General features: G+C 56.7%; 21 protein-coding genes and 4 pseudogenes. 11 read left to right on the top strand and 14 right to left on the bottom strand.

Translation table 11 applies throughout. The features are described 5' to 3' along the window. Positions 1-103: 103 nt before the first annotated feature. A complete protein-coding gene (locus IQ22_RS03065) occupies positions 104-838 on the bottom strand; it encodes an SDR family oxidoreductase (protein WP_145137915.1) in 735 nt (244 codons plus the stop codon). 411 nt (positions 839-1,249) lie between these two features. Between IQ22_RS03065 and IQ22_RS03060 the strand changes: the two genes are divergently transcribed. Both IQ22_RS03060 and IQ22_RS03055 read left to right on the top strand, forming a co-directional pair. Further along, positions 1,250-1,681 carry a DoxX family protein gene (locus tag IQ22_RS03060; RefSeq protein WP_145137912.1) on the top strand — a complete coding sequence of 144 codons (432 nt, stop codon included), beginning with the start codon at positions 1,250-1,252 and terminating at the stop codon, positions 1,679-1,681. A gap of 52 nt (positions 1,682-1,733) precedes the next feature. Continuing rightward, on the top strand, positions 1,734-2,657 hold the full coding sequence (locus tag IQ22_RS03055; RefSeq protein WP_145137909.1) for an NADP-dependent oxidoreductase: 924 nt from the start codon (positions 1,734-1,736) through the stop codon (positions 2,655-2,657). A gap of 381 nt (positions 2,658-3,038) precedes the next feature. On the opposite strand, the gene IQ22_RS03050 is transcribed toward IQ22_RS03055, so the two are convergent. From IQ22_RS03050 to IQ22_RS03035, 4 genes are all read right to left on the bottom strand, one after another. Next, complete coding sequence (locus IQ22_RS03050) at positions 3,039-3,908, bottom strand: helix-turn-helix domain-containing protein (RefSeq protein ID WP_145138728.1); 870 nt, start codon at positions 3,906-3,908, stop codon at positions 3,039-3,041. A gap of 150 nt (positions 3,909-4,058) precedes the next feature. Next, entirely contained in the window at positions 4,059-4,478 is a 420-nt protein-coding gene (locus tag IQ22_RS03045; protein ID WP_145137906.1) for a nuclear transport factor 2 family protein, read from the bottom strand. 61 nt (positions 4,479-4,539) lie between these two features. Continuing rightward, on the bottom strand, positions 4,540-5,139 hold the full coding sequence (gene wrbA, locus IQ22_RS03040) for an NAD(P)H:quinone oxidoreductase (protein ID WP_145137904.1): 600 nt from the start codon (positions 5,137-5,139) through the stop codon (positions 4,540-4,542). A 113-nt stretch (positions 5,140-5,252) separates the two neighbouring features. Then, entirely contained in the window at positions 5,253-6,170 is a 918-nt protein-coding gene (locus tag IQ22_RS03035) for a LysR family transcriptional regulator (RefSeq protein WP_145137901.1), read from the bottom strand. Between the two features lie 99 nt (positions 6,171-6,269). On the opposite strand from IQ22_RS03035, the gene IQ22_RS03030 reads away from it, so the two are divergent. The 8 genes and pseudogenes from IQ22_RS03030 to IQ22_RS02995 form a co-directional block, all read left to right on the top strand. Beyond that, on the top strand, positions 6,270-7,193 hold the full coding sequence (locus tag IQ22_RS03030) for a pirin family protein (RefSeq protein WP_145137898.1): 924 nt from the start codon (positions 6,270-6,272) through the stop codon (positions 7,191-7,193). Between the two features lie 170 nt (positions 7,194-7,363). Further along, on the top strand, positions 7,364-8,128 hold the full coding sequence (locus tag IQ22_RS03025) for an SDR family NAD(P)-dependent oxidoreductase (protein WP_145137895.1): 765 nt from the start codon (positions 7,364-7,366) through the stop codon (positions 8,126-8,128). Positions 8,129-8,156: 28 nt separating this feature from the next. Then, positions 8,157-8,465, top strand: coding sequence for a putative quinol monooxygenase (locus IQ22_RS03020; protein WP_244308904.1), 309 nt, complete (start codon positions 8,157-8,159; stop codon positions 8,463-8,465). 29 nt (positions 8,466-8,494) lie between these two features. Continuing rightward, positions 8,495-9,352: an oxidoreductase gene (locus tag IQ22_RS03015; RefSeq protein ID WP_145137892.1), complete on the top strand. Its 858-nt coding sequence runs from the start codon at positions 8,495-8,497 to the stop codon at positions 9,350-9,352. Between the two features lie 4 nt (positions 9,353-9,356). Further along, positions 9,357-10,050: pseudogene (locus tag IQ22_RS03010) on the top strand (SDR family NAD(P)-dependent oxidoreductase). Between the two features lie 173 nt (positions 10,051-10,223). Continuing rightward, positions 10,224-10,436 (top strand): hypothetical protein, encoded by a 213-nt coding sequence (locus IQ22_RS03005; protein ID WP_145137889.1) that lies wholly within the window; start codon positions 10,224-10,226, stop codon positions 10,434-10,436. Positions 10,437-10,465: 29 nt separating this feature from the next. Further along, positions 10,466-10,709 (top strand): annotated as a pseudogene (locus IQ22_RS03000) (Atu4866 domain-containing protein). Positions 10,710-10,777: 68 nt separating this feature from the next. Next, positions 10,778-11,017, top strand: a pseudogene (locus IQ22_RS02995) (helix-turn-helix domain-containing protein); the annotation flags it as partial. Positions 11,018-11,314: 297 nt separating this feature from the next. On the opposite strand, the gene IQ22_RS02990 reads toward IQ22_RS02995, so the two are convergent. After that, the gene (locus tag IQ22_RS02990; RefSeq protein WP_244308902.1) at positions 11,315-12,100 is read right to left on the bottom strand and encodes a TSUP family transporter; all 786 of its coding nucleotides are present in this window, start codon (positions 12,098-12,100) and stop codon (positions 11,315-11,317) included. A gap of 108 nt (positions 12,101-12,208) precedes the next feature. Beyond that, positions 12,209-12,853: pseudogene (locus tag IQ22_RS02985) on the bottom strand (MFS transporter); the annotation flags it as partial. A gap of 173 nt (positions 12,854-13,026) precedes the next feature. Here IQ22_RS02985 and IQ22_RS23815 point away from each other — a divergent pair. Beyond that, the gene (locus tag IQ22_RS23815) at positions 13,027-13,662 is read left to right on the top strand and encodes a CatB-related O-acetyltransferase (RefSeq protein WP_145137886.1); all 636 of its coding nucleotides are present in this window, start codon (positions 13,027-13,029) and stop codon (positions 13,660-13,662) included. Between the two features lie 57 nt (positions 13,663-13,719). Here the strand turns inward: IQ22_RS23815 and IQ22_RS02975 are convergent, their stop codons facing one another. The 7 genes from IQ22_RS02975 to IQ22_RS02945 form a co-directional block, all read right to left on the bottom strand. Next, complete coding sequence (locus IQ22_RS02975; protein WP_145137884.1) at positions 13,720-15,609, bottom strand: bifunctional diguanylate cyclase/phosphodiesterase; 1,890 nt, start codon at positions 15,607-15,609, stop codon at positions 13,720-13,722. Between the two features lie 294 nt (positions 15,610-15,903). Next, positions 15,904-17,277, bottom strand: coding sequence for a phosphate ABC transporter substrate-binding/OmpA family protein (locus IQ22_RS02970; RefSeq protein WP_145137881.1), 1,374 nt, complete (start codon positions 17,275-17,277; stop codon positions 15,904-15,906). A gap of 179 nt (positions 17,278-17,456) precedes the next feature. After that, positions 17,457-18,725, bottom strand: a complete 1,269-nt coding sequence (locus IQ22_RS02965; RefSeq protein WP_145137878.1) for a putative porin — start codon at positions 18,723-18,725, stop codon at positions 17,457-17,459. 765 nt (positions 18,726-19,490) lie between these two features. Then, entirely contained in the window at positions 19,491-19,820 is a 330-nt protein-coding gene (locus IQ22_RS02960) for a hypothetical protein (protein ID WP_145137875.1), read from the bottom strand. A gap of 149 nt (positions 19,821-19,969) precedes the next feature. After that, positions 19,970-20,272: a DUF6482 family protein gene (locus IQ22_RS02955; protein WP_145137872.1), complete on the bottom strand. Its 303-nt coding sequence runs from the start codon at positions 20,270-20,272 to the stop codon at positions 19,970-19,972. A gap of 727 nt (positions 20,273-20,999) precedes the next feature. Further along, positions 21,000-21,344 (bottom strand): YdbL family probable chaperone protein, encoded by a 345-nt coding sequence (locus tag IQ22_RS02950; RefSeq protein ID WP_145137870.1) that lies wholly within the window; start codon positions 21,342-21,344, stop codon positions 21,000-21,002. Positions 21,345-21,356: 12 nt separating this feature from the next. Next, positions 21,357-21,548: a YnbE family lipoprotein gene (locus IQ22_RS02945; RefSeq protein ID WP_145137867.1), complete on the bottom strand. Its 192-nt coding sequence runs from the start codon at positions 21,546-21,548 to the stop codon at positions 21,357-21,359. Positions 21,549-21,562: the final 14 nt, after the last annotated feature.

The raw sequence follows: 21,562 nt of genomic DNA, 5'->3' as shown, positions 1-21,562 counted from the left end.
GGGCGACGGTTATACGTTTGGTCTGCTCAGGGGATAACGGAAGTATGAGTGTACCAATTTGGTTGCCGCTATCGGATTTCAGGCAAATGTTGTCGCTCAAGGTTTAGTGCGGGCTCGCGGTGGGGCGGACGACGATTTCGCTGACGTCCACATCGTCGGGCTGTTCGATCGCATAGGCTAGTGCCCGGGCGATGGCATCTGGAGTCAATGCCACCTGGCGAAATGCTTTCATTTCCTCGCGCGCGGCGGCGTCGGAAATTGAGTCGGCAAGTTCGGATTCCACCACGCCTGGGCAGACAACCGTTACGCGGATTTTGTCGGTTTCCTGGCGCAGACCGTCGGAAATGGCCCTCACGGCAAACTTGGTGGCGCAGTACACCGCCGCGGTAGGCGATACCGCGAGTCCGCCGATTGAGGAAATATTGATTACCTGTCCATACCCTTGGGCTTCCATGGTTGGTAGCACGGCGGCAATGCCATGCAGCACGCCGCGAACATTGACGTCCAGCATCTGGTTCCACTCCGCTACCTTCAGGGAGGAGAGCGGTGACAGCGGCATAACTCCGGCGTTGTTGATAATGACGTCAATCTTGTCGAATTGTGCCTTGGCGAAATCGGCGAAGGCCTGCATGTCTGCGTAATCAGTAACATCCAGGGCGCGAAAGCTTGCTGAGCCGCCCTGCGCGTGAATGTCGGCTACAAGCTTTTCAAGCCGATCGGTTCGCCGTGCGCCAAGAACGACATGGGCGCCCTTGGCGGCGATCAGTTTGGCAGCCGCTTCGCCGATTCCGCTGCTCGCGCCTGTAATCAGTACTACCTTGCCTTGAATGTTCGACATAACCGGATCTCCTTGTTTGAGGTCGTCAGTTCGGGCTCAGTTTCTTCCACTTACGCCATGTGCGGGCAAGTGGAAGCTGATAGGTACGATGCTAGGGAAGTGTGGCGGATGAGCGAATGCCGATACCTGCACGGTGCTTGCCTATTTCTGCATGGTTCACCGCGTGTCTTTAAGGTTTAGAAGCTAGGCCGGCTTGTGTATAGGGCTTACTTTTGAAGTTATGCGGTGCTTGCAGGCTGATCACTTCTACTTAAAGGGTGCTGTACCGAAGCCGCTATAAAGTGCCGAATATGTTCGATTTAATAGAATGTTCAGTTCGATATTAGACGGCTATTTCGATAAGAGAACCGCAGGCAGAATTCTCCTCACTGCGGCTTACCATGAGGGTGAGCCCTTCTAGAGGAAACAGTCATGACGCAATCCATCGCTTTCTCCAGCATTACCACTAATAACTCCGCCATGTTCTCCGCCTCAGCCTCACTTGCCGGTCGCGTGCTGTTGAGCGCTATATTCCTGCTCTCGGGAATCGCCAAGATCAATGCTCCTGCCAGCATGATTGGTTATATCGAATCAGTTGGTCTGCCGTTTCCGACCCTTGCCCTAGCCATTGCGATCCTAGTGGAGGTAGTAGGCAGCATTGCCCTGATTCTGGGTTATCGCATTCGGCTGGTAGCTGCAGGGCTTGCGCTGTTCAGCATTGCCACTGCGTTGGCGTTTCATAACCAGCTGGGCGATCAGAACCAGTTCATCCAATTCTTCAAGAACATTGCCATGGCTGGCGGCCTGTTACAGATCGTCGCCTCTGGTGCTGGCCGTTTCAGCCTGGACGCACGTCGCGGCTGATCCTGGGGCCAGTGTTTTCAAGCAGCGTTCAACCTACTTTTCGAGGTGACACATGAAAGCGATTCGCGTAGCGCAATATGGGCAGCCAGAGGGTTTCATGTTCAAAGAGCTGCCGTCGCCCGTGCCGGGCAAAGGCGAGGTACGAATTGAGGTGGCGGGCAGTGGGGTGAATCCAATCGACTGGAAGGTGCTTTCCGGTGCCATGAAAGCTTTCATTCCGCTCCAGCTGCCCTACACGCCGGGTGTCGAAGTGGCCGGTCGAGTAGCGGCGGTGGGTGAAGAGGTCAGCGGTTTCGCAGTGGGCGATGAGGTATTTGGTTTCATCAACATCGTTGGCGGTTACGCCACTGAGGTTGTGGCCAGCGCAGACCGTCTGGCTCATCGGCCGAGTCGGCTGACAGCGTTACAAGCCAGTGGTGTACCGGCCGCAGCCCTGACTGCCTGGCAGGCGCTGCATGAACATGCGCAAATCAAGCCTGGGCAGCGGGTGCTGATCCATGGCGCCGCTGGCGGGGTGGGCAGCATGGCAGTGCAGATAGCCCGTATTGCTGGCGCTACCGTTATCGCCACCGCTTCGACGCGCAACCACAGTTATCTTCGCGAGCTGGGCGCCTCGGTCGTAGTCGATTACAGCCAAACGCTATTCGAAACTGTTGTAGAGCCGGTCGACGTGGTGCTGGATCTGGTGGGTAGTGATACCCAAACGCGGTCATGGTCGGTATTGAAGCCTGGGGGTGTACTGGTATCCCCGGTAAGCCCACCTGACGCCAAGCATGCTGAAGCGGTCGGCGCGACGGGTAAGCATTTCGCTACCCGCTCCGATGGTACGCAGCTTAAGGCGATCGCCGCATTGTTCGAAAAAGGTGAGCTGGTAATCGAGGTGGAAGTGCTGCCCTTGTCCCACGCTGAGGGCGCGCTGCGCAAGAGCTGGGGCCGGCATACACGCGGCAAGCTGGTGCTCGACGCCAGCCTGTAAGCGCATGGCAGACAGTGGATCAGGCCGGGCACACGCCCGGCTTTTTTCGTCCGTAGTGTCCCAACCTTTTGGCAGGCTCATAACAGGCGGCAAGTCGAAACTCAAGACTCCTGCTTATGCATGCTACCCATCGTGAGCTAGCAGGGCGAAACTAATATCATAAGCTTGTGCTGGCATCTGATGATGCTGTTCAGCTGGCGCTTTTAGGTGCTATGTCTAGGCGCGCAGCCTCCGCTATAGCGGAGGCACCTGCTGGGAAATACGGCCTGCTCATTTGCGAGGAAGACTCCATGGCCACAACGGGCATTGCCGTGTAAGAGGCCAAATACTCGGTTTATGTAAGCGCTTCAGGCCGCAAACCTGTAAGGCTGGCGATAGAGGTCATGCCTGACGATAGGCGCTGGGCGTGACGCCAACCTCGCGGCGAAACACCTGGGAGAAATGACTAGGACTCGAATAGCCGACCTCCAGTCCAATGTCGATAATGCTGCGGTCTGTCTCAAGCAGCAGCTCCCGGGCGCGACTCATACGCAGGCGGATGAAGTACTGCGAGGGCGATAACCCCGTGGCGCGTTTGAACATTCGGCTGAAGTGGTATTCGCTGAGATCCGCATGTTCAGCCAGATGTGCAAGGCTGAAGTCATCGGCCAGACGCTGGTTCATCGCCTCGATTACGCGGCGTAGCTTGTACGCCTGTAACGCGTTACTGCGTCGGGCTTTGCTGCGCGGGTCCAGGTAGGTACGCACCAAATGTACAGCCAACGCTTGGGCCAAGCTACGCGCAAACAGCGGGCTGGGCTGGCGCTCCTCGATCAGCTCGACACGCAGCTGATCCAGCATAAAGTTTACCCGGTCATCCTGTGCGCCGGAGATGTCGAGAAAGGTCACTGACGCCGCATGTTGACCAAGCACCTCCCGTGCGGCCTGATCTATCAATGGCAGGCCGAGGTACAGGTGCATCACCTGAAAGGTGTCGCAGCCTTGCGTCTGCCAGCGCATCTCGTAGGGCTCCTGGGTGTTGGTAAGAAAGAAGTCGCCCGCCTGAACAATAGCGGTTTCCCATTCATCACCGAGAGAGCGTTCTTCGACGCTAGCAGTGCCTGACAGGACCAGCACCAGTAATGGTTCTATTACGGCGGGAACGAGGATTGGCTCGGCGATTGTGTGATGGCTGAACAGGTGCACTACTACGTCCTGCATCTGCAGGCGCGGCGGCACTACCTGCGGCTTGCCCGGCAAGTAATGCAGCATCGACTCGGCTGTTATGCGCTGGGCGTCACTTACCGTCGGCTCATCAAAATAGGCTTGGCGCACAGGATGCTCCATCGATAAAGCCCTCAAGTGAGGGCTGGCATCGATAGGGTAGCGCAGCGGCGGCGTGGAGCAAGACTGCTCGGTGAGTCAGCCTGCCAGAGCAGGAAGGGGGACATCCAGCGCAACGGCTGCCCGGACTGGGTCGAAGTATTCGCGAATGAATGTAAACTTGCCGTTTTCGACCCGTACGAACAGCACATAATCCTGTTCGTAGGTGCGTCCGGTCGGCTTGATCAGGCCTTCGGCCTTGACCTCAGCGCTGGCTTCCTGCGGGTTTGCGCCCGGATGAATACGTAAGTCATAGAAGCGGAAGTTTTCCACTGCGCCAACAAACCAGCCGACATGTTCTAACACCTGACTGCGGCCTTCGAGCCGTGCTGGATGGCCGAGTGTAGGGGCAAACGGAAGCTCCCATATCAGGCTGTCGGCAATCAGTGTCTTCCACCGTTCGTGGTCATCAACAAAGGTTTCGAAATGCAGGTGCAACAGGTGCTCGGCAGTTGTCATGGTCGGTGCTCGCTTCATAAAGAAAGAGGAAGAGGGCTTGCCTGTGGGCAAGCCCCAACCATCAGCCGAACAGCTTGATAGCTGTCTTGGCGATCAACTCGCCCTGATGGCGGGCACCGGCCAGTTCGATTTCGCTGGGCTGACGCGAGCCATCACCGCCGGTGATCGTGGTTGCGCCATAAGGTGCACCGCCAACCACCTCGGAAATCTCCATCTGGCCCTGATGGCTATAAGGCAGGCCAACAACGGTCATGCCAAAGTGAAGCAGGTTAGTAATGATCGAGAATAGCGTGGTTTCCTGGCCGCCGTGCTGGGTAGCGCTGGCGGTAAAGGCTCCACCAACCTTCCCATTGAGTGCACCGCGTGCCCAAAGCCCGCCGGCCTGATCGAGGAAGGCCGCCATCTGGCTGCTGATACGACCGAAACGGGTGCCGGTGCCGACGATGATCGCATCGTAATGCTCTAATTCAGCAACTGTTGCCACTGGCGCGGCTTGGTTCAGCTTGAAGTGTGCGCCCCTGGCGATTTCTTCAGGCACCGTTTCCGGGACGCGCTTGATGTCTACCTGTGCACCGGCTGTGCGAGCGCCTTCAGCCATAGCATTGGCCATGGTTTCGATATGACCGTAAGACGAGTAGTAAAGAACCAGAACCTTAGCCATGGGATGTCTCCATTGGTGAGTGGCAAGCGGCTTGTGTTACCGCGATAGAGCTACTGTCGCACGGCATTAGTATCGATAAAAGACAGGTAATATCGACGTTCAGGTTCGACTTTTTAGAACAGTAAAACTTGTCCGGCCGCTTGCGTCTTGAAGCGCTCAATCAACCAATTGGCCGCAGGCCCGGGAGGCGTATCGGTTCGGTAGATGACATCGAAGGCGTAGTCACCGCCAGTACAGTCGGGCAGATCAAGGTGGACCAGCCGTCCACAGGCCAAGTCGTCGTGCACCCTGTCGATCGGCATGTTGCCCCAGCCGATGCCTTCACGAAGTAGCATGTGCTTGGCACCCAGGTCCGCCAGTCGCCACGTACGTGTGCCGACGACAGCAAATTCCTGGCCCTCGGTAAACGTGGAGCTATCGGTAAGTACTAGCTGCACATGCGCTCGGCCAGCACCGGGTGCATGCGGCCTTTGTTGTGCCAGAGGATGGCTGGGCGCGGCGACCGGGATCAGCGCCACCTTGCCTACGCCAATACGTTCGATACCGTCAATGCTGGTAGCCAACGGGCCGCTTACCCCTAACGTCGCGCCGCGCTCGAGCACCCGTTGCGTTACTGCGCCAAGCGCCTCGATATGAAGATGCAACGACACGGTAGGAAACTCCTCCCGAAAGGCTTTGAGCGCATCGACTACCCGCTCGCTGGGCAGCATCACGTCGAGTACCAGATGCACCTCCGCTTCCAGGCCGTGCAGGAGGCCACGCACCTTTGCCCGCAGGCCGTCGATACCGTTGTAGATGGTTCGCACTTCTGCCAGTACGGTGCGCCCGGCATCGGTCAGTTGCGGTTTGCGGGTCGTCTTGCGATCGAACAAAGTGACGCCCAGCTGCATCTCCAGATTGGCAATGGAATAACTTACCACCGAGGTGGCGCGATGCAGTTTGCGCGCTGCGCCAGCAAAACTGCCAACATCAACCACGGTAAGGAAGACGCGCAACTGGTCCAGCGTAGGCGTACCTGGGTCTGAAATCATTTCGAATTCCTCGAACGTTTCGGTGCATATTATCCGGGTTTTGCTGATAAGGCAGTGAGCTTAGAGTGAACACATCCCCACTCATTCAGCGAGACCGCCATGACCTTGCAAACCTCCGTTACGGGCTCCATAGAGCAAATCATCCTTCCCAACGTGCGTGACCTCGGTGGGTTCGATGTACGCCGTGCATTGCCCTCGGCGCAGCGGCGGATGGTCGGGCCGTTTATCTTTCTTGACAGCTTCGGACCGGTGGTCTTTGGGCCAGGGGAGGGCGTTGACACCCGCCCACATCCGCATATCGGGCTATCGACGATTAGTTATCTCCTGCAGGGCGAAATGCTGCACCGCGACAGTGCCGGGCACATTCAGCAGCTGCATGCCGGGGAGGTAAACCTGATGACCGCCGGGCGCGGCATCGTCCACTCCGAACGCTCAAGCGATCCGGTTCGAGCCAGCGGTGGTGAGCTCATGGGGTTTCAGGCCTGGGTTGCGCTACCCGAGGCGCATGAGGAAGCCGAGCCACGCTTTCAGCATTTGCTGGCTGAGCGCATCCCGCATACCGAAGGCGAGGGCGCTTCGCTGAGCCTGCTGGCCGGCTCGCTCGATGGCCTTAGCTCGCCTACCCAGACGGTTTCCGATCTGTTCTACGCGGACCTCCAGTTGCAAGCCGGTGCGCGTTATCGCTTATCAGCCGAACACATCGAGCGTGCTCTTTACATTGTTAGCGGCGAAATTGAGGTGGTAGGCCAGTCAGGACGATTCAGTGCAGATTGTTTGGTTGTGCTTCGCCCGAACAGCGAGATTGTGCTTCGTGCCGTTGGGCCGTCGCGGCTCTTGCTGCTGGGTGGCGAGCCGCTGGAAGGGAACCGGCACATCTACTGGAACTTTGTCTCCAGTCGGCCCGAGCGCATTCTTCAGGCGGCCGAAGACTGGCGTGCCCGACGCTTTCCTGATGTACCAGGAGACGACGAGTTTATCCCGCTGCCCGATGACTCACAGGTGCGGTGGCGATTCAAGGCCTGACCAACAAAGATGACCCGCAATCGCCTCTTGGCGCAAAACCCCGACAGCCTCGGCAAACCTGCGAAAGCTCAGCGCTTCTTGTTGCGAGACAGTAGAACCGTCGATCACGACGGCGCCTACGGGCGCTGAGCCGGCGAATGTCTCGTCTGCTCGCAACGCAGGAGATCATCATGACTGATATCAAGTACAGCGTCCCCCATGAAGTCGAAGGCAAAGTCGCGCTAGTCACCGGAGCTGCCAGCGGAATTGGCAGGGCTATCGCACTGCTGCTGCATGCACGTGGCGCTAACGTTATTGCTGAAGACCTGAATCCAGCCGTCGAGGAGCTTGCTTGTCCCGGGCTGGTCCCGCTGGTGGCTGACATCACCGACGACGGCGCTGCCGAACGTGCGGTCGGTTTGGCCGTCGAGCAGTTCGGCCGCCTGGACATCCTGGTCAACAATGCCGGGATCATTATCAACAAGCGGGTCGTGGACATGACTCGCGAGGACTGGGAGCGCATCCAGGCGGTCAACGCTACTGCCGCTTTTCTGCATTCGCGTGAAGCGGTCAAGGCCATGATGCCTAACCGGTCGGGGGCCATTGTTAACATCGCCTCCTATGCGTCCTACTTCGCTTTTCCGACCATTGCCGCCTACACCGCCTCGAAAGGTGCGCTGGCACAGCTGACCCGTACCCTGGCGCTCGAAGCCATCGAGCATGGCATCCGCGTCAACGCCATTGGTGTCGGTGACGTAGTTACCAATATCCTCAATGACGTGGTCGACGACGGCCCCGGTTTCCTGGCCCGGCATGGCGAAGCCGCGCCCATTGGCCGCGCTGCGCAGCCAGAGGAAATCGCCGAAATCGTGGCCTTTCTCGCCTCGGATCGCGCCAGCTTTATTGTTGGTTCGGTTGTCATGGCCGACGGCGGCATGACCGTTACCGCTGGCTGATCGACCTGTCACTCACGGGAGAGCCTTCATGAGCATGCTGACTAATGTGGCTTTTTTCAACGCGCGCCTCGGACAGGGCGATGCCCTTGGTCAGCGCCTATTGGCGCTGGCCGGGCCTACCCGGCAGGAGCCTGGCTGCGTTCGTTACGACATCTACCGGGCGACCGATTCGTCTGACTACTGGTTTGTTTACGAGGACTGGCAATCACCCGCCGACTTCGACGGGCACATGCAGACGCCCTACGTTCAAGCCTTCATGAAAGACCTAGACGCGCTCTGCAGCGAAGCCCCCGAGATTCGTACCTTTGAGCGTCGCTCGGAAGCCGCTGAGCGCTGATCCTGATCCATTCACAAGAGGACCACCCCATGAGCACGCAAAACACCTGGCTGATAACGGGCTGTTCAACGGGTTTCGGCCGCTACATCGCATCCCATCTGCTGGAACGGGGCGAGCGCGTGGTCGTCACCGCGCGCAAGGTCGAGCAGGTGCAGGATCTAGCCAGACTCGGCCAGGCCGTAGTGCTGCCGCTGGACGTCACCGATGCCGAGCAGGTCAAGGCTGTGGTGGCCGAAGCCGAGCACGTGTTCGGTTCGGTCGATGTCTTGGTCAATAACGCTGGTATCGGCCACTTCGCCGCAGTCGAGGAAACCGATCCGCAATCGGCGCGGCGACTGTTCGAGGTCAACTTCTTCGGCACTGCCCACATGATCCACGCAGTGCTACCCGGCATGCGCCAGCGACGCCGGGGTATGATCGTCAACCTGACCTCCATTGGCGGCCTCGCCGGTTTTCCCGCAGTGGGTTACTACTGCGCGAGCAAGTTCGCCGTCGAGGGGCTTTCGGAAACCCTGCGTGCCGAGGTCGAGCCCCTGGGCATACGGGTCATGACGGTAGAGCCCAGCGCGTTTCGTACCGAGTGGGCCGGATCGGCAGCCGAGGTAGCCGAGCCGATCGACGATTACGACATGACCGCCGGCGAGGCGCGCCGCGCCTATCACGCCTCGGTCGGACACCAGGCCGGTGATCCGGCCCGTGCGGCGGCAGCCATACATACCGCCGTTACTGCACCGAGGCCGCCTAAATGGCTGCTGTTGGGCAATGACGCCTTTGAAGTCGCGACAAACAAGCTTGCGGACATGCAGGCAGAATTTCGTGCCTGGGAAGCTACTGCGCGCGGAGCCGACTTCCCGAAGCCCAACGCTGATCGCCTGGGTGGAGGTTAGGGTCATGAATCACTTTCAGAGCAAGGTCGCACTCATCATCGGTGGTGGCTCCGGTATCGGGGCTGCCGCTGCTCGCCGGTTCCTGCGTGAGGGCTACCTGGTGGTGGTTGCCGGGTGTAATCGGGTCCGGCTGGAGCGTTTCGCTGCGGATCTACCGGCCGAGCGTGTATTGGCTCACATCGCGGATGTGTCGCAGCGCGAGGCCTGCGATGAGCTGGTGCGCCTGACCGTCGAGCGCTTTGGGCGTCTCGATACGCTGGTCAACGCGGTCGGCATGAACCTGGTCGGCACGCTCGACCATTCCCCACCTGAAGAAAGCACATGGTTCGATCATCAATGTAGGCTCTGTGTCGTCGCTCGGCGGTGGTTGGAATCATGCCGCGTACTGCGCTGCCAAGGCTGCGGTCGCCAATCTCACGCGCAGCATCGCCTGCGATTATGGTCGCGACCGCGTGCGCGCCAATACCGTCTGCCCCGGGCTGACTATTACAGAGATGACTGAGGCGATCATGGACGATGAGACGCTACTGGCCAAAGCCTGGGAACGCATCCCGCTGCGCCGGGCCGGTACGGTCGATGAGGTCGCCAACGCGATCTATTTCCTGGCCAGCGACCAGGCTGCTTTCATCACGGGTGCTACGCTCGCGGTCGACGGCGGGCAGACCGCAACCGACGGCGGCCCTGAGTGGGGCAAGTAAGTGATCCATCCAGGGAGAAGAGGGTGCTGCCGTGCAGGATCAGGCAAGCCGGCAGCATTTTCGGCCTAACGGGCAAGCCACCTGACGTCCAAACCTGAACTCACGAAACGGATGGCCCCGAGTGGCCCGGACAGGCCATCCCCACCTGCTACTCGACTTGTGAGGGCATCCACATGAACGATTTCGACCACGTATTCATCGGTACTGCGCTCAGCGTCTTCATCGTTTCTACTGCCGGCCTCGCACCGGTAGGTACACCCTTTCTAAAGGATGGTGCAAAGTGCACGTCCATGTTTCGTGTGACTGGAGACGGTGCGAAACGTACGCCGGGGGTTCGCATCGTCGAAGACGGCTCCGACCGCACCGCGATTGGCCGCCTCGGCTAATCGCTCCATTAGTGATGGAGGAACTTCACATGCAAAGCGCTCGAATCGTCGCCGCTAGTCACCCTTATGTCGGTTCGTGGATCACCGCCGACGGATACATTCGCCATGAGTTGTTGCCCGTGGTCGCTACAACGAGGCGCGAGGTAACCGCCAGACTATCTACCAGGGGCGCTATGAGGTCGAAGGTCATTACATCCGGCCGGCTTCACGGCTGATGGTGAGTTTCACGACGGTATCCTGTACCACGCCGGCATGCTGCTCTATCGTCGCTGATAACCCAACGCCCGGCTGCGTTGGCCAGGGTTTTCTCGCCCTTGGCAGCATGCATGGCGCATCGCTTGCTCAGTAGCTCTGCGCTGTATCACCTGTTCAAGGCTGTCACCGCAATGAGTCCGCTGCAGTACCAGAAACAGCTACGCTTGCAGGAGGCTCGCCGGTTAATGATCAATGAAGGGCTCGATGTATCCAGCGCCTGCTATCGCGTTGGTTATGAAAGCCCCTCGCAATTCAGCCGCGAGTACAGCCGTCAGTTTGGGTGCCCACCATCCAAAGATGTAAATCGCCTACGTTATATCGCCTGATATGCCAGCTGGAGGCGGCCGCTCATTCGGTTATCCGCACCGGGTGGTGGTTAAAGGATCACAAATCCCAAGGAGATGAAGTACGAGGGGCTCATCCTGCGATTGGTGATAGAAATCGCTGCTATGGCGTTTGCCAATCAAGGAGCCTGGGTGCTTTCTTGCGTGTCTAGAGGCAAGCAAGAACACTGGAAATTCCTGGCTGCCATAGCCGATTCTGGGGTTGCGGTCACTGGATATAGGCAGCCAGCCCAGAGCGAACTACACAATCGGTATGTAACAGACAGGCACAAAAGCCAATCAGCCAATAGCTGAAAAATACCCGTTCTGATACAGGTAGCGCCCTAGCATCGCTAAACAGATCAGCACGATAAGCGGCCTGATCAGCCGGGCGCCGCCGCCGATGACGGCCAGGGAGCCCAGGTAGGCCCCGGCCAGTTGGCCGATCGCCATGACCCCGCCCACGAGCCAGAGCACTTTTCCGCCGAGGATGAAGATCAGCAGCGAGGCAACGTTGCTCGCCAGGTTCAGGGACTTGGCCGTGGCGGTTGCTGCAATCAGGTCGCGGCCTCTCAAGGCAACTTCGCTAAGTGAAAAGAAAGAGCCGGTGCCGGGGCCAAAGAAACCATCGTAGAAACCAATGAGCGGGACGACCAGAAGCCGATGCAGACGCGGGCCCATGCGCGGTTTGCGTTCGAGCGCGCCTGCATTCGGGGCCAGCAGGAAATACAGGGCGATAACACCAAGCACAACTGGAACCAGCACCTCCAGGGCACCTGCATCGACGTGTTGAATGACCAACGCACCAAGTGCCGATCCTACGAATGAGGCCAGAAAGGGTTTCTTGACCTCGGACCAAACGATTTTGCGCTTGCGCAGTAATGTCAGCGTCGCGATTAAGGTCCCGAACGAGGCTTGAAGCTTATTCGTGGCCAGTGCATACAGGGGCGGGATCTGGGCCAGCATGAGTGTCGGAACGGTAATCAACCCGCCACCGCCAGCCAGGGTGTCAATAAACCCGGCGGCAAACGCGACCAATCCCAGGATGAGCAAGAACGAGGGTTCTATAACGATTTCTGCTTCCACAGCACTTAACCTCGGCAAGACGCGGCATACGATAAGGCAAATACTTCATTTACGTTGCGCCGCAGCCCTCCTGCGAAGGGCTTGCAGCTTTCAGGCGGGTATCAGAAGTCAGGAGGGCACGCTGCGCTTTGCTTTAGTAGAGGGCAAAAAGACGGTAAGAATGCCGAGAAGCGGCATGAACGAGCACAGCGTGTAGACGTACGCGATGCCATGCAAGTCAGCCAGGTGCCCCAGCGCAGCCGCCGCGATTCCACTAAAGCCAAACATCAGACCAAAGAATATCCCGGCGATCATGCCGACGTTACCGGGCACCAGCTCCTGTGCGTACACCACAATGGCCGAGAAGGCCGAGGCCAGGATGAATCCGATAATTACGCTTAGAACGCTTGTCCAGAACAGGTCCATGTAGGGCATTGCCAAGGTAAACGGCGCGGCCCCAAGAATGGAAAACCAGATCACAGCCTTACGCCCGATCCTGTCGCCAATCGGCCCGCCAAAGAACGTACCGGCTGCCACGGCACCCAGGAAGAGGAACAGATGCATCTGGGAACTGGCGACGGAAAGGTCGAATTTTTCGATCAGGTAAAAGGTGAAATAACTGGTGATGCTGGCCATGTAGATGTACTTCGAAAAGACCAGTAATGCCAGAAGGACCAGCGCGCCGGTAACCTGCCGCCGGGAAAGCCCATGGGTGGCTTCGCGGCCTGCCTTTTTCTTGAATGTGTTTAGGTAGCCGCGATACCAGCGACTCAAGATGCTTTCCAGTCTTTCTGCACCATGTATCCTAATGGATACACAGGTTGAAACGAGTAAAGGCCATTACCTAGAGCACCTGGCGTGATCATGAACTACCTGACGAGGCGTCGATAGTCTGCTATCGATTGAATATATACACTGAATGCGCTACTGCGCGATGGCTGTAACACATGGTGCTTATCGATTCCCTGTCTCAACTCTTCAAGCGAAAGAAGAAAGAGCCTAATAAGCTACTGCGCAATCAGACGCGTATGCAGGGGCGTTATCCCGGCTATCAGTTTGGTGTAGGCACGTATGGCCGTCCCTGCATATCCGACTGGAAGGAAGGCTCGACGCTGGAAATAGGCAATTACTGCTCGATTGCAGAAGGCGTGCATTTCTATCTGGGCGGTCACCATCGAACAGATTGGCTATCATCTTTTCCCTTTCCAGCTTTCATCGAAGAAGCGAAAGGTGTCCCTGATTTTGGTGGTACGCATGGGGATATTATTGTTGGTAGTGATGTGTGGCTATGTTCCCAAGCGATCATCTTGTCCGGGGTCAAGATCGGTCACGGTGCTGTAGTGGCGGCGGGTAGTGTAGTTACGAAGGACGTTCCTCCGTATACCGTAGTAGGCGGAAATCCAGCACGTGTCATCAAAAAACGGTTCAATGATGAGACCTGTGAGTTTCTTCTCGCCAGTCGATGGTGGGAGTGGCCAGAGTCTGAGGTGCGCTCAATAGCGAAACTGCTCTGTTCGTCTGACCTTGAGCCTTTCAAAGCCTACTGTCAGGCGAGAATTGCCAACGGTTCAGCAGGCTCTTGATAGCCGTTGATGCTCTCTTACAAGACGGCTCAAGTGCCGGGCCGCCTTGTATCAGCGCTACACAGGATGTTTGGCCGCTGACGCACGCTTGGCCGGGTGCACTAACGGAGAGGCGAAGCGATGGTTGTTTCGGCCTTTGCGCTTGGCTTCGTACATGGCCGCGTCGGCCTGGGCCAGTAGGTTCTCGGCCGAAACCTCGCCGGTTGTGGGGCACAAGGTAATGCCAATGCTTGCGCCCAGCTTGGCGAAACCGTTATCCAATGGAAAGGGAACGGCCAGGGCTTGGCAGATACTTTCAGCGATACGGCTGCCAATGCCGGGTGACGGTATGCCGCTGGCCACGATCACAAATTCATCACCGGCCAGGCGACTGACGAAATCATCTCGGCGGACGGTTTGCGTCAAGCGGCGCGAAACCTGTCGTAAGATTTCATCGCCTGCATCATGACCGTGCATATCATTGATGGCCTTGAAGCCGTCCAGGTCCATGAAGAAAATAGCGGACGGTATTTGCTCGGTTTGCGCGGCATGGATTATCTGCTCCAGCTTTTCGCCCAGAGCACGACGATTAGGCAAGCCGGTCAACGGATCCAGCATGGCTTTGTCGATAAGAACTTTCTCAGCCAATTTGCGCTCGGTCACGTCCTGCGACATCACATAAAAGCCTACTACCTCGCCCTGGCGTATATCGGGGATATAGGTGGTGCACCAGATGCGGTCCTGCTGAAGGCTGTAGCGGATGTTGTCGCGTATCACCCGCTCGCCTGCCAGAACAGCCTGGAAACAGGGTAGTAACTCTTCATATAACTCAGGGTGCAGCATGGATGACAAAGGCTTGCCCACCAGGCTCACAGGGTCGATACCAAAAATCTGACGATAGATGTCATTGGCAAATTGATAATACAGTGTGCGATCAACATGGGCGATGAGCAGCGGGAGGTTGTCCGTGATGGCCTGCAACGTCTCGCGGCTGCTTTGCAGATCCGCGGTTCGCTGTACTACGCGTCGCTCCAGCTCCATTTGGTGATCGTGTAGCAACGCCTCGCTTTGCTTGCGGTCACTGACATCTTGAATAACGGAGAGGAGATGCAGCGGCTCTGCGTTTTCGTCTCGAACTAGCGCTACGCTGAGTTCGGCCCAGATAAAGGTGCCGTCCTGACAGAGGTAGCGCTTTTCCAGCATGTACGTGTCTCGCGTACCGGCCAGCAATTCATCGACCAGTTGCAGGCTAAGACTCAGGTCTTCGGAATGGGTGATGTCGGATAGCGTTTTCTGCTGCAAGACCTCTGGGGCGTAGCCTAGCATCTCGCACAGACGCGGATTCACCTCGATAAAGTGTCCCTTCAGGTCGATGATGGCTTTGCCGGTGGGTGTCTTGTGAAAAGCAGTCGCGAAGCGCGCCTCGCTTACCGCCAGGGCACGCCGGTCATACTCATGTACGATTCGCGTATCTTTAATGGTTTCTTGCTGGATCAGCTCCCGCTCGATGATACGGGCCAGATCCTTGAGTGCGGCCCGGGCGCTGGGTGTCAGCGAGCGGGGTGTTTTATCGATGGCACACAGCGTGCCGAGGACCAGCCCGCCGGACATCCGGAGCGGTACGCCGGCATAGAAGCGGATATGCGGCGTGCCCGTCACCAGAGGGTTGTCCGTGAAACGCTGGTCGGCCTTGGCATCCTCAATAACCAGCATGTCTTCCTCATGCAAGGCATATGCGCAGAAGGAAAGATTTCGGGGCGTTTCGACGATATCGAGACCCACTTTCGACTTGAACCATTGCCGGTGCTCATCCACCAGCGAGACCAGCGCAATAGGCACCTTGAGCATTTCGGCTACGACCCGCGTGATACGGTCGAAGGTTTCTGCGGCAGGGGTATCCAGGATCTCGAGGCTGTGCAGTAAGCGCAGGCGCGCTTGTTCATTAACGGGTAGGGGGGCGGGCAGCATGCGTTTACTCGGTCACGGTCAGTCATAGGCTTTGCGCTCACCCAATCACTGGACCTACGCGCACTAGACGGCATCCATGCCTGAGGCGCGGATTGTAATCTAAGGTCAGGCATTCGGGGTGGCTTGCTGTACCGAGAATCAATGCGATTATCGAATGACCTGTGTGGGCAGGAGATTCTGGCTGCGGCTGCCGGCAACAGTTAGCTCAGGTGTGGTTCCGGTTGTTACGGCTGACGGTCCCAGGCCGCAGTCTTTCAGGCATAACGCTGCGGCCATAGGGAAGTTAGCTGCTCCTCAATGCACCCACACTTCAACTCGACGGTTCTTCAAACGGTTATTGCTGGCATTCGAGGCCACGGGAAGGGCTTCGCCGAGGCCAACAATATCGTGAAAGATCACACCGCCTTTATTCAGCTCCCGGCGAACCGCCATGGCGCGCAGCTTAGATAACAACTCGGCCCGCTTGAGGTTTTCCTTCGTGTCGCTGAAGCCGATCAGGGTCACCTTCTTATCCAGCTTGTCGTTTTGCTTGAGGTAGTCCAGAAGTCGCTGGATATCGCGATTGGCCTTGTTATCCAGGGTGGCGCTTCCCTCGGCGAACCGGAAATTAACGGACAGCCGCTGCGCGCTGGTCGTCAGCGCCTGGTAGCTGTCAGGTGCGTTAGACGGTACTACGGGGCGAACCGCCATGATCTCCTGGGCTACAAAGCCGCTCAGGTTGACCCACTGTTGCCCGGCAGGGCTCTGGGCATAACTAACCAGAGCCTTTACCCACGGGTTGGTCTCGAGGGGGCGGGTGTAAAAGAACAGACGCCGCGACAGGGGATAATCCTCGGTGGCAATGGTGTTGGTCGTCGGGGCCAAGGGCAAGGCCTGACCATCCGAGACGGTCAAAGTCTTGGCCTTGCCGATGGCAGCTAGGCCGACAAAACCGATGCCGTTAGGGTCCTTGAGGATTGCTGCAGACAATGCGTCGTTGGATTCGAAACGCTCCGCCGTAGCGGCCAGGCTTTTCCCGGAGGATGCCATGACCAGCTCCTTGAAGGTGTCGAAGGTTCCGGACCTGTCATCACGGGCATAGAGATGAATCGGTCCGGCCGGGCCCTGCAGTGCTTTCCAGTCCTGAATGTCACCCGAAAACACACGAGCCAGGTCTTCCGTGGAAAGTGAAGCCAGGGGATTAGCGGGATTGACAATAATGGCGATGCCATCGATCCCGATCACATGCTCGGATCCGGCGCCGCGTGAGTCTCCCAGGCTTTCCAGCTTTAACGCTTCGCTGCTCTTGATCGGCCGCGAGGCGGCGGCGATATCCGCCTCACCGCTTATCAAACCTTGAAAACCGGTACTGGAGCCATGTGCGGCCATTTCGATACGCACGCTTTTGCCATCTGCCCGTGTGCCGATCACGAGACGTTCGTTTTCCTGGAGACCATTTTGACTCACTACGCGCTCGAACCCTTGTTCTTTGAGAAATCCCCTAACCATGAGCAGCGATAGCTGTGCGCCGATAGTATTAGACCCATGAATCCTGAGAGCGGGCTGGCCGTTTGCCGGGAGAGGCAGCGTCGCGGCCAATACTGACCAGGGCAGGGCATAGCAAACAAAGGCCAGGATAACCCAGGCAATCGTATGGCTGGGCCGATAGGTGTCCTGAAGAGATGACATAAAGGTACTACCTCGAAAATGAGACGCAGGTAGCATAAAAGAGAGATATGACGGCGGGGTTACATATGAAGGCAGAAGGCCATACGTGTGCTGCACTATAGCGGACCTCTGGCAGCACAGCGGCCAGACTCCGGAAGGATGTCTGGCCGCTGGTAGTACTTACCGCTGCGTAAAGAGCCTTAGAACTTGGCTTCCAGGTCTACTTGCAGGGTGTTCACGTCTGCATCGGTGCGGCTGCTGGCTGCAGTATCGGACTCGGCCAGGAAGTAGGTCAAACCAAGCCCAAAGTTCTTGTCGATCTGGTAGGCCACCTTGAACTTGTGACCGCGCGAACCCGTGTAGCCATTAGCGAAGTCAGAGTCGGTAAAGGCGCCGATCACAGCATCGCGCTGAACGTCACGATAGTTGTAGTCCAGGCCGAACTTGCCCACCTTGCTCTTCAGACCCACCAGCCAGGCGGTATCCTGATCGGTTGCTGAATCGTCGTTGACAACATACTGGCCATAGGCAGCCAGCGGGACTGGGAGAGTAGTTACGTCAAGCTGACCGAAGCCTTCATAGAGGCGGAACTGTGTAGTGGTGTTGCCGTTGACGGCCAGGGCTGCCTGGGCGTTTTCACTGTTGTCGCCATCAAAGGCGTACACGCTGCCGCCCAAGGTAAGCTTCAGGCCATCGGTCAGCGCGAAGCGAGTGCCCAACTGGCCGGCGTACATGCTCAGGTCGTGTCTGAACTCGACGCCATCGCCATCGACGTTATCGTCCAGAATGTAGTAACCCGCGCTACCGAAGACTTCAGCGCCTGTGCTGCCCAGCGGCATTTTGTAAGTGGCCGCGAAACCTTCCGGATTGATGTCGCCGTCCCAGATCACGTCGCCCATGCTGACCCAGGGCTGGAGCATCTTGCCGCCGACCAGGTGAAGGTCCTTGACTGCCGTGGGGTGCCAGTCCAGGTAGGCCAGGTCGACCCACATGCTTTTCTTGCTGAAGTAATTTTCCAGGCTCTGGTTGGTCGAGCGACGATCCGAACTGCTGCCTGTGGCGATACGTACACCAGCATCGACCTGCGGATTGATCTCGCTGTAGAAGCCGATACGGGCGCGAACGCGCTCGCGGCTCTGTTCGCTGGCGTTAGTGTCGGCATCTACGTTTTCGTAGCGTAGGCGAACGTCACCCTTGATTTGCGTCTTGGCTGCCCAAGCCAGCTTTTGTTCGAATGCTGTCAGGTCTGCTTTCGTAACCGCCTGGCTGTTGCTGGAGGCTGCCTGCGTCGCTTGCGTCTCGCGAGCCAGTTCAGCCTTCAACTCGGCATGCTGGGCGGGCGTAATGGAACCGTTGGCCCTCAGCATGTCCAGCAGTTTGGCGTCGACCGCGGCGTTGGCCGGGATGCTTAAGGCAAGCAACAGGCTGCCGCAAACGGCTGCTGCGGTTCGTGTAGAAACAAGACGCATAATAACTCTCCGTATTAAAGGGATGACGCGGGCCATCCGTAAGCTACCGGCAGAAAAGGCCTTGGAATAAAGGCCAGTAACCCGACTTAAAACGGGGCCAGTATTGCGAGGGATAATGACGGAATGGTTAGGAATTTATTACGGAGCGATGACAAAGTTGGCGTGGGGAGTTTATGCGGCTATTCAACAGGAGTTTTGCACAGAGTGTCTGAACGATTTTTGAACAAGTGAGGAGATGAATTGAACAGAGTCAACAAAATAAAGACCTTGCATGCTGGTGATATATGAGCTAGGCAAGCCAAGTGTTTTCTCTGACTTTGACGTTCATGCTCTATCTCAAGACTCTACAGGTGCTCAGGATTAAAACGGATTTTCTGAAAGATATGTAAATAAACGTTATAAAAGAACGCTCAAGTATAGAAAGAAGTTATAGCTATAAAATTAAATTAATTTTCTATTAATAGATTTAATAAGTAAGCGGGCTAGGATGTTTTTAAGGTGAAGAAATCGCTTTGCTTGCCAAGAGTTTGGCTGTCAATGCCATTTAACTAAAAATGATATGTATATAAGTTTCAGCGGGTAATGGATTTTAGTTTAAAAGGTTAAGCTTGGTGATGTAATAAACTTATGAAAATAAAAAGATTGCTTTAAATAATATACGGGATAATAAATAAAATCAGCCAGCTTATTACAGTTGAGCTGATTTTATTTATTTGGGCGGTTTTCTTGGTAACTGCTGGAGCGCTCACCTAATTAAGGCCTTGATCAGGGAATAGCGGGGAAGCGCTGCTTCAGGTAGTTCACGATTTCGCTTTGATCATACCCCTCGTCCTTGGCTCGCTCCGAGAGAGCGTTCAGGCAGTCTTGAGAAGGTGTTTGTGAGGTCTCGTTCGGGCACGCCTCTGCCTGCACCTGTGTAATGAAGTCGCTTAAAGGTGGTCTTTGTTTCACGGCATCGCCATCAAACGTTTCAGACTGAGGCAGAACGAATTTAATGAGGATAAGCGCAAGTATCAGCCCGGCGATAGAAAGAGCAACCACGTAAGTCATGGTTATCTTGTTACGTTTTGTTGTGTTCTCTTGCTGCTGTCTCACGGTGAACTCCTTTTATATACAGGCCCAGAGAGGCGTTACGTCCACAATATTTAGTAACCTTGCTGCTTCGAGAAGTTCAAGCTCGAAGCGGCACGGACGGGTATGGGCGGCTCTATATCAGGGCTTAAAGCCTGCTTTGCTACGGGGTATCAAAAACTGGAGCGAAGCGGGAGCGGCTCGCGGGAATCCAACGGCGCGCTGGGCTGGCCAACCATTTCTTCATAGACCGCCGGCTGGACCAGGTAGAGCTGAACATCAGGTACGTCAGACAGGAATTTGCGCGCCTCTTCTACCGAGGCGATATGCAAGGTATCGCCTTTCGCATCTACGATCGGGCAGGACGCATTGTCTTTCAAGGCATGAAGAACATAGGAGCCGCCCTCCATGGAAACAAGATTGATTTCTTGTACATCACCGTTCTTCACGTGTTGCGTTAATTGATGAACATTCATAGGAGACCTCTGCCGTAGTGCCTTCAGGAGTTCGAGTCTGCTGGGGCTGGCCGAGGTAGCGCTCCAGGTAAATAGGGGTCTACAGGTGCGATCCTGACACCTTTATCCTGGCATGCCGCTGCGACGCGAACACTTTGTACGACACTTGTACAAAATGCGCGTTCAAGTTCTTTCTTAGGTGTTTCGTCACCTTTTCTTTTAAGGGCAGCCTCCAGTCAACTCATGCTTGTCCGTAGACATTTAACGAAATTTTCACCTATTCATTGGGTCAAGAAAGAACAGAGTCGTACCGTGGTGTACGGTCATCCAATACCCGATGTGCAGGGCAGGGTAAGTGCGGGAAGCAAAGCCTATCGCACGGTTTTTGGGAGGTATGGTGTGGATCGCTTGATTGCAGACGAGCATCAGTTATGGCAGGAGCCGGCCGGCTGGAAGATTTTGGACTGCCTGCATAACTGCCTGGATTTATGCAAACGATCGTGGCGGTTCGAGCGGGGCTCTGTGTATGGCAGTCGTCTTTCCACGATATTTTCCTGCGACCAGTGCACAGGTCTCGACAGGGATACAGTGATGGTTGTTGCCGTCAGGTCTTCGCTTGACACATGGACCGTCAGTTATCGACTCTTTTCCAGAGGCTAAAGGTGAGCGCTCCGGCAATTAGAAAGTGACCTTGACGGCATGATGCCTCAATGAAAGCCCGCACCATGCGGGCTCTATCGTGATGGCTTTACTTTCTGATCCACTTGCCGTTGAGCTGGATGTACTGGCCTGACGGCGTTTTATCCAAGGCTTTTTTCCCGGCGATGGCCTCCACATCGCCCAGCTGAATGCCGTTCTGCTGGGCCAGGCGCTTGTATTCAGCGCGGCGGGCATTGTTGATCAAGGTCGCGATTTCTTTCGCTTGGCCGCCACCGCTGACTATACCCAGGTAGCCGTTAGGCTGCTCACCTAGCTGTCCAGCCGCTTTGGCGCTGCCCAGCGCTTCCATGGCCTGATTGAGATCCATCGCCCAGGCAGGGGCGATGCAGGAAAAGGCCAGGCACAAGCTGGCGATTCGAATGAACGTACGCATGAGTCTGGCTCCTTAGAACAACCCGCTGGATTCGCTGAGTACATTATCCAGGGCCTTGTCGACCTTGATATAGATTTCGTGCTGAATCTTTACGTTCAGGTTGATGTTGATCGGTTCGTTGGGGACCGCTACCTGAACGGTCGGGGTACAGCCGCTGCCCAACAGGCAGAGCAGCAACAGGTAAATCTTTGGGCTTAACCCCATCAGGGCTCTCCTCT

It is taken from the genome of Pseudomonas duriflava (assembly GCF_007830155.1).
Taxonomy (GTDB): domain Bacteria; phylum Pseudomonadota; class Gammaproteobacteria; order Pseudomonadales; family Pseudomonadaceae; genus Chryseomonas; species Chryseomonas duriflava.
Note: the sequence above shows the minus strand (reverse complement) of the source record. Positions and strands in the feature narration are given on the sequence as shown.

What these genes read in the sequence shown, in the direction of transcription:
- IQ22_RS03065 (WP_145137915.1), bottom strand. Translation starts at nt 838, where the DNA reads ATGTCGAACATTCAAGGCAAGGTAGTACTGATTACAGGCGCGAGCAGC.
- IQ22_RS03060 (WP_145137912.1), top strand. Translation starts at nt 1,250, where the DNA reads ATGACGCAATCCATCGCTTTCTCCAGCATTACCACTAATAACTCCGCC.
- IQ22_RS03055 (WP_145137909.1), top strand. Translation starts at nt 1,734, where the DNA reads ATGAAAGCGATTCGCGTAGCGCAATATGGGCAGCCAGAGGGTTTCATG.
- IQ22_RS03050 (WP_145138728.1), bottom strand. Translation starts at nt 3,908, where the DNA reads ATGCTGCATTACTTGCCGGGCAAGCCGCAGGTAGTGCCGCCGCGCCTG.
- IQ22_RS03045 (WP_145137906.1), bottom strand. Translation starts at nt 4,478, where the DNA reads ATGACAACTGCCGAGCACCTGTTGCACCTGCATTTCGAAACCTTTGTT.
- wrbA (WP_145137904.1), bottom strand. Translation starts at nt 5,139, where the DNA reads ATGGCTAAGGTTCTGGTTCTTTACTACTCGTCTTACGGTCATATCGAA.
- IQ22_RS03035 (WP_145137901.1), bottom strand. Translation starts at nt 6,170, where the DNA reads ATGATTTCAGACCCAGGTACGCCTACGCTGGACCAGTTGCGCGTCTTC.
- IQ22_RS03030 (WP_145137898.1), top strand. Translation starts at nt 6,270, where the DNA reads ATGACCTTGCAAACCTCCGTTACGGGCTCCATAGAGCAAATCATCCTT.
- IQ22_RS03025 (WP_145137895.1), top strand. Translation starts at nt 7,364, where the DNA reads ATGACTGATATCAAGTACAGCGTCCCCCATGAAGTCGAAGGCAAAGTC.
- IQ22_RS03020 (WP_244308904.1), top strand. Translation starts at nt 8,157, where the DNA reads ATGAGCATGCTGACTAATGTGGCTTTTTTCAACGCGCGCCTCGGACAG.
- IQ22_RS03015 (WP_145137892.1), top strand. Translation starts at nt 8,495, where the DNA reads ATGAGCACGCAAAACACCTGGCTGATAACGGGCTGTTCAACGGGTTTC.
- IQ22_RS03005 (WP_145137889.1), top strand. Translation starts at nt 10,224, where the DNA reads ATGAACGATTTCGACCACGTATTCATCGGTACTGCGCTCAGCGTCTTC.
- IQ22_RS23815 (WP_145137886.1), top strand. Translation starts at nt 13,027, where the DNA reads ATGGTGCTTATCGATTCCCTGTCTCAACTCTTCAAGCGAAAGAAGAAA.
- IQ22_RS02975 (WP_145137884.1), bottom strand. Translation starts at nt 15,609, where the DNA reads ATGCTGCCCGCCCCCCTACCCGTTAATGAACAAGCGCGCCTGCGCTTA.
- IQ22_RS02970 (WP_145137881.1), bottom strand. Translation starts at nt 17,277, where the DNA reads ATGTCATCTCTTCAGGACACCTATCGGCCCAGCCATACGATTGCCTGG.
- IQ22_RS02965 (WP_145137878.1), bottom strand. Translation starts at nt 18,725, where the DNA reads ATGCGTCTTGTTTCTACACGAACCGCAGCAGCCGTTTGCGGCAGCCTG.
- IQ22_RS02955 (WP_145137872.1), bottom strand. Translation starts at nt 20,272, where the DNA reads ATGAATGTTCATCAATTAACGCAACACGTGAAGAACGGTGATGTACAA.
- IQ22_RS02950 (WP_145137870.1), bottom strand. Translation starts at nt 21,344, where the DNA reads ATGCGTACGTTCATTCGAATCGCCAGCTTGTGCCTGGCCTTTTCCTGC.
- IQ22_RS02945 (WP_145137867.1), bottom strand. Translation starts at nt 21,548, where the DNA reads ATGGGGTTAAGCCCAAAGATTTACCTGTTGCTGCTCTGCCTGTTGGGC.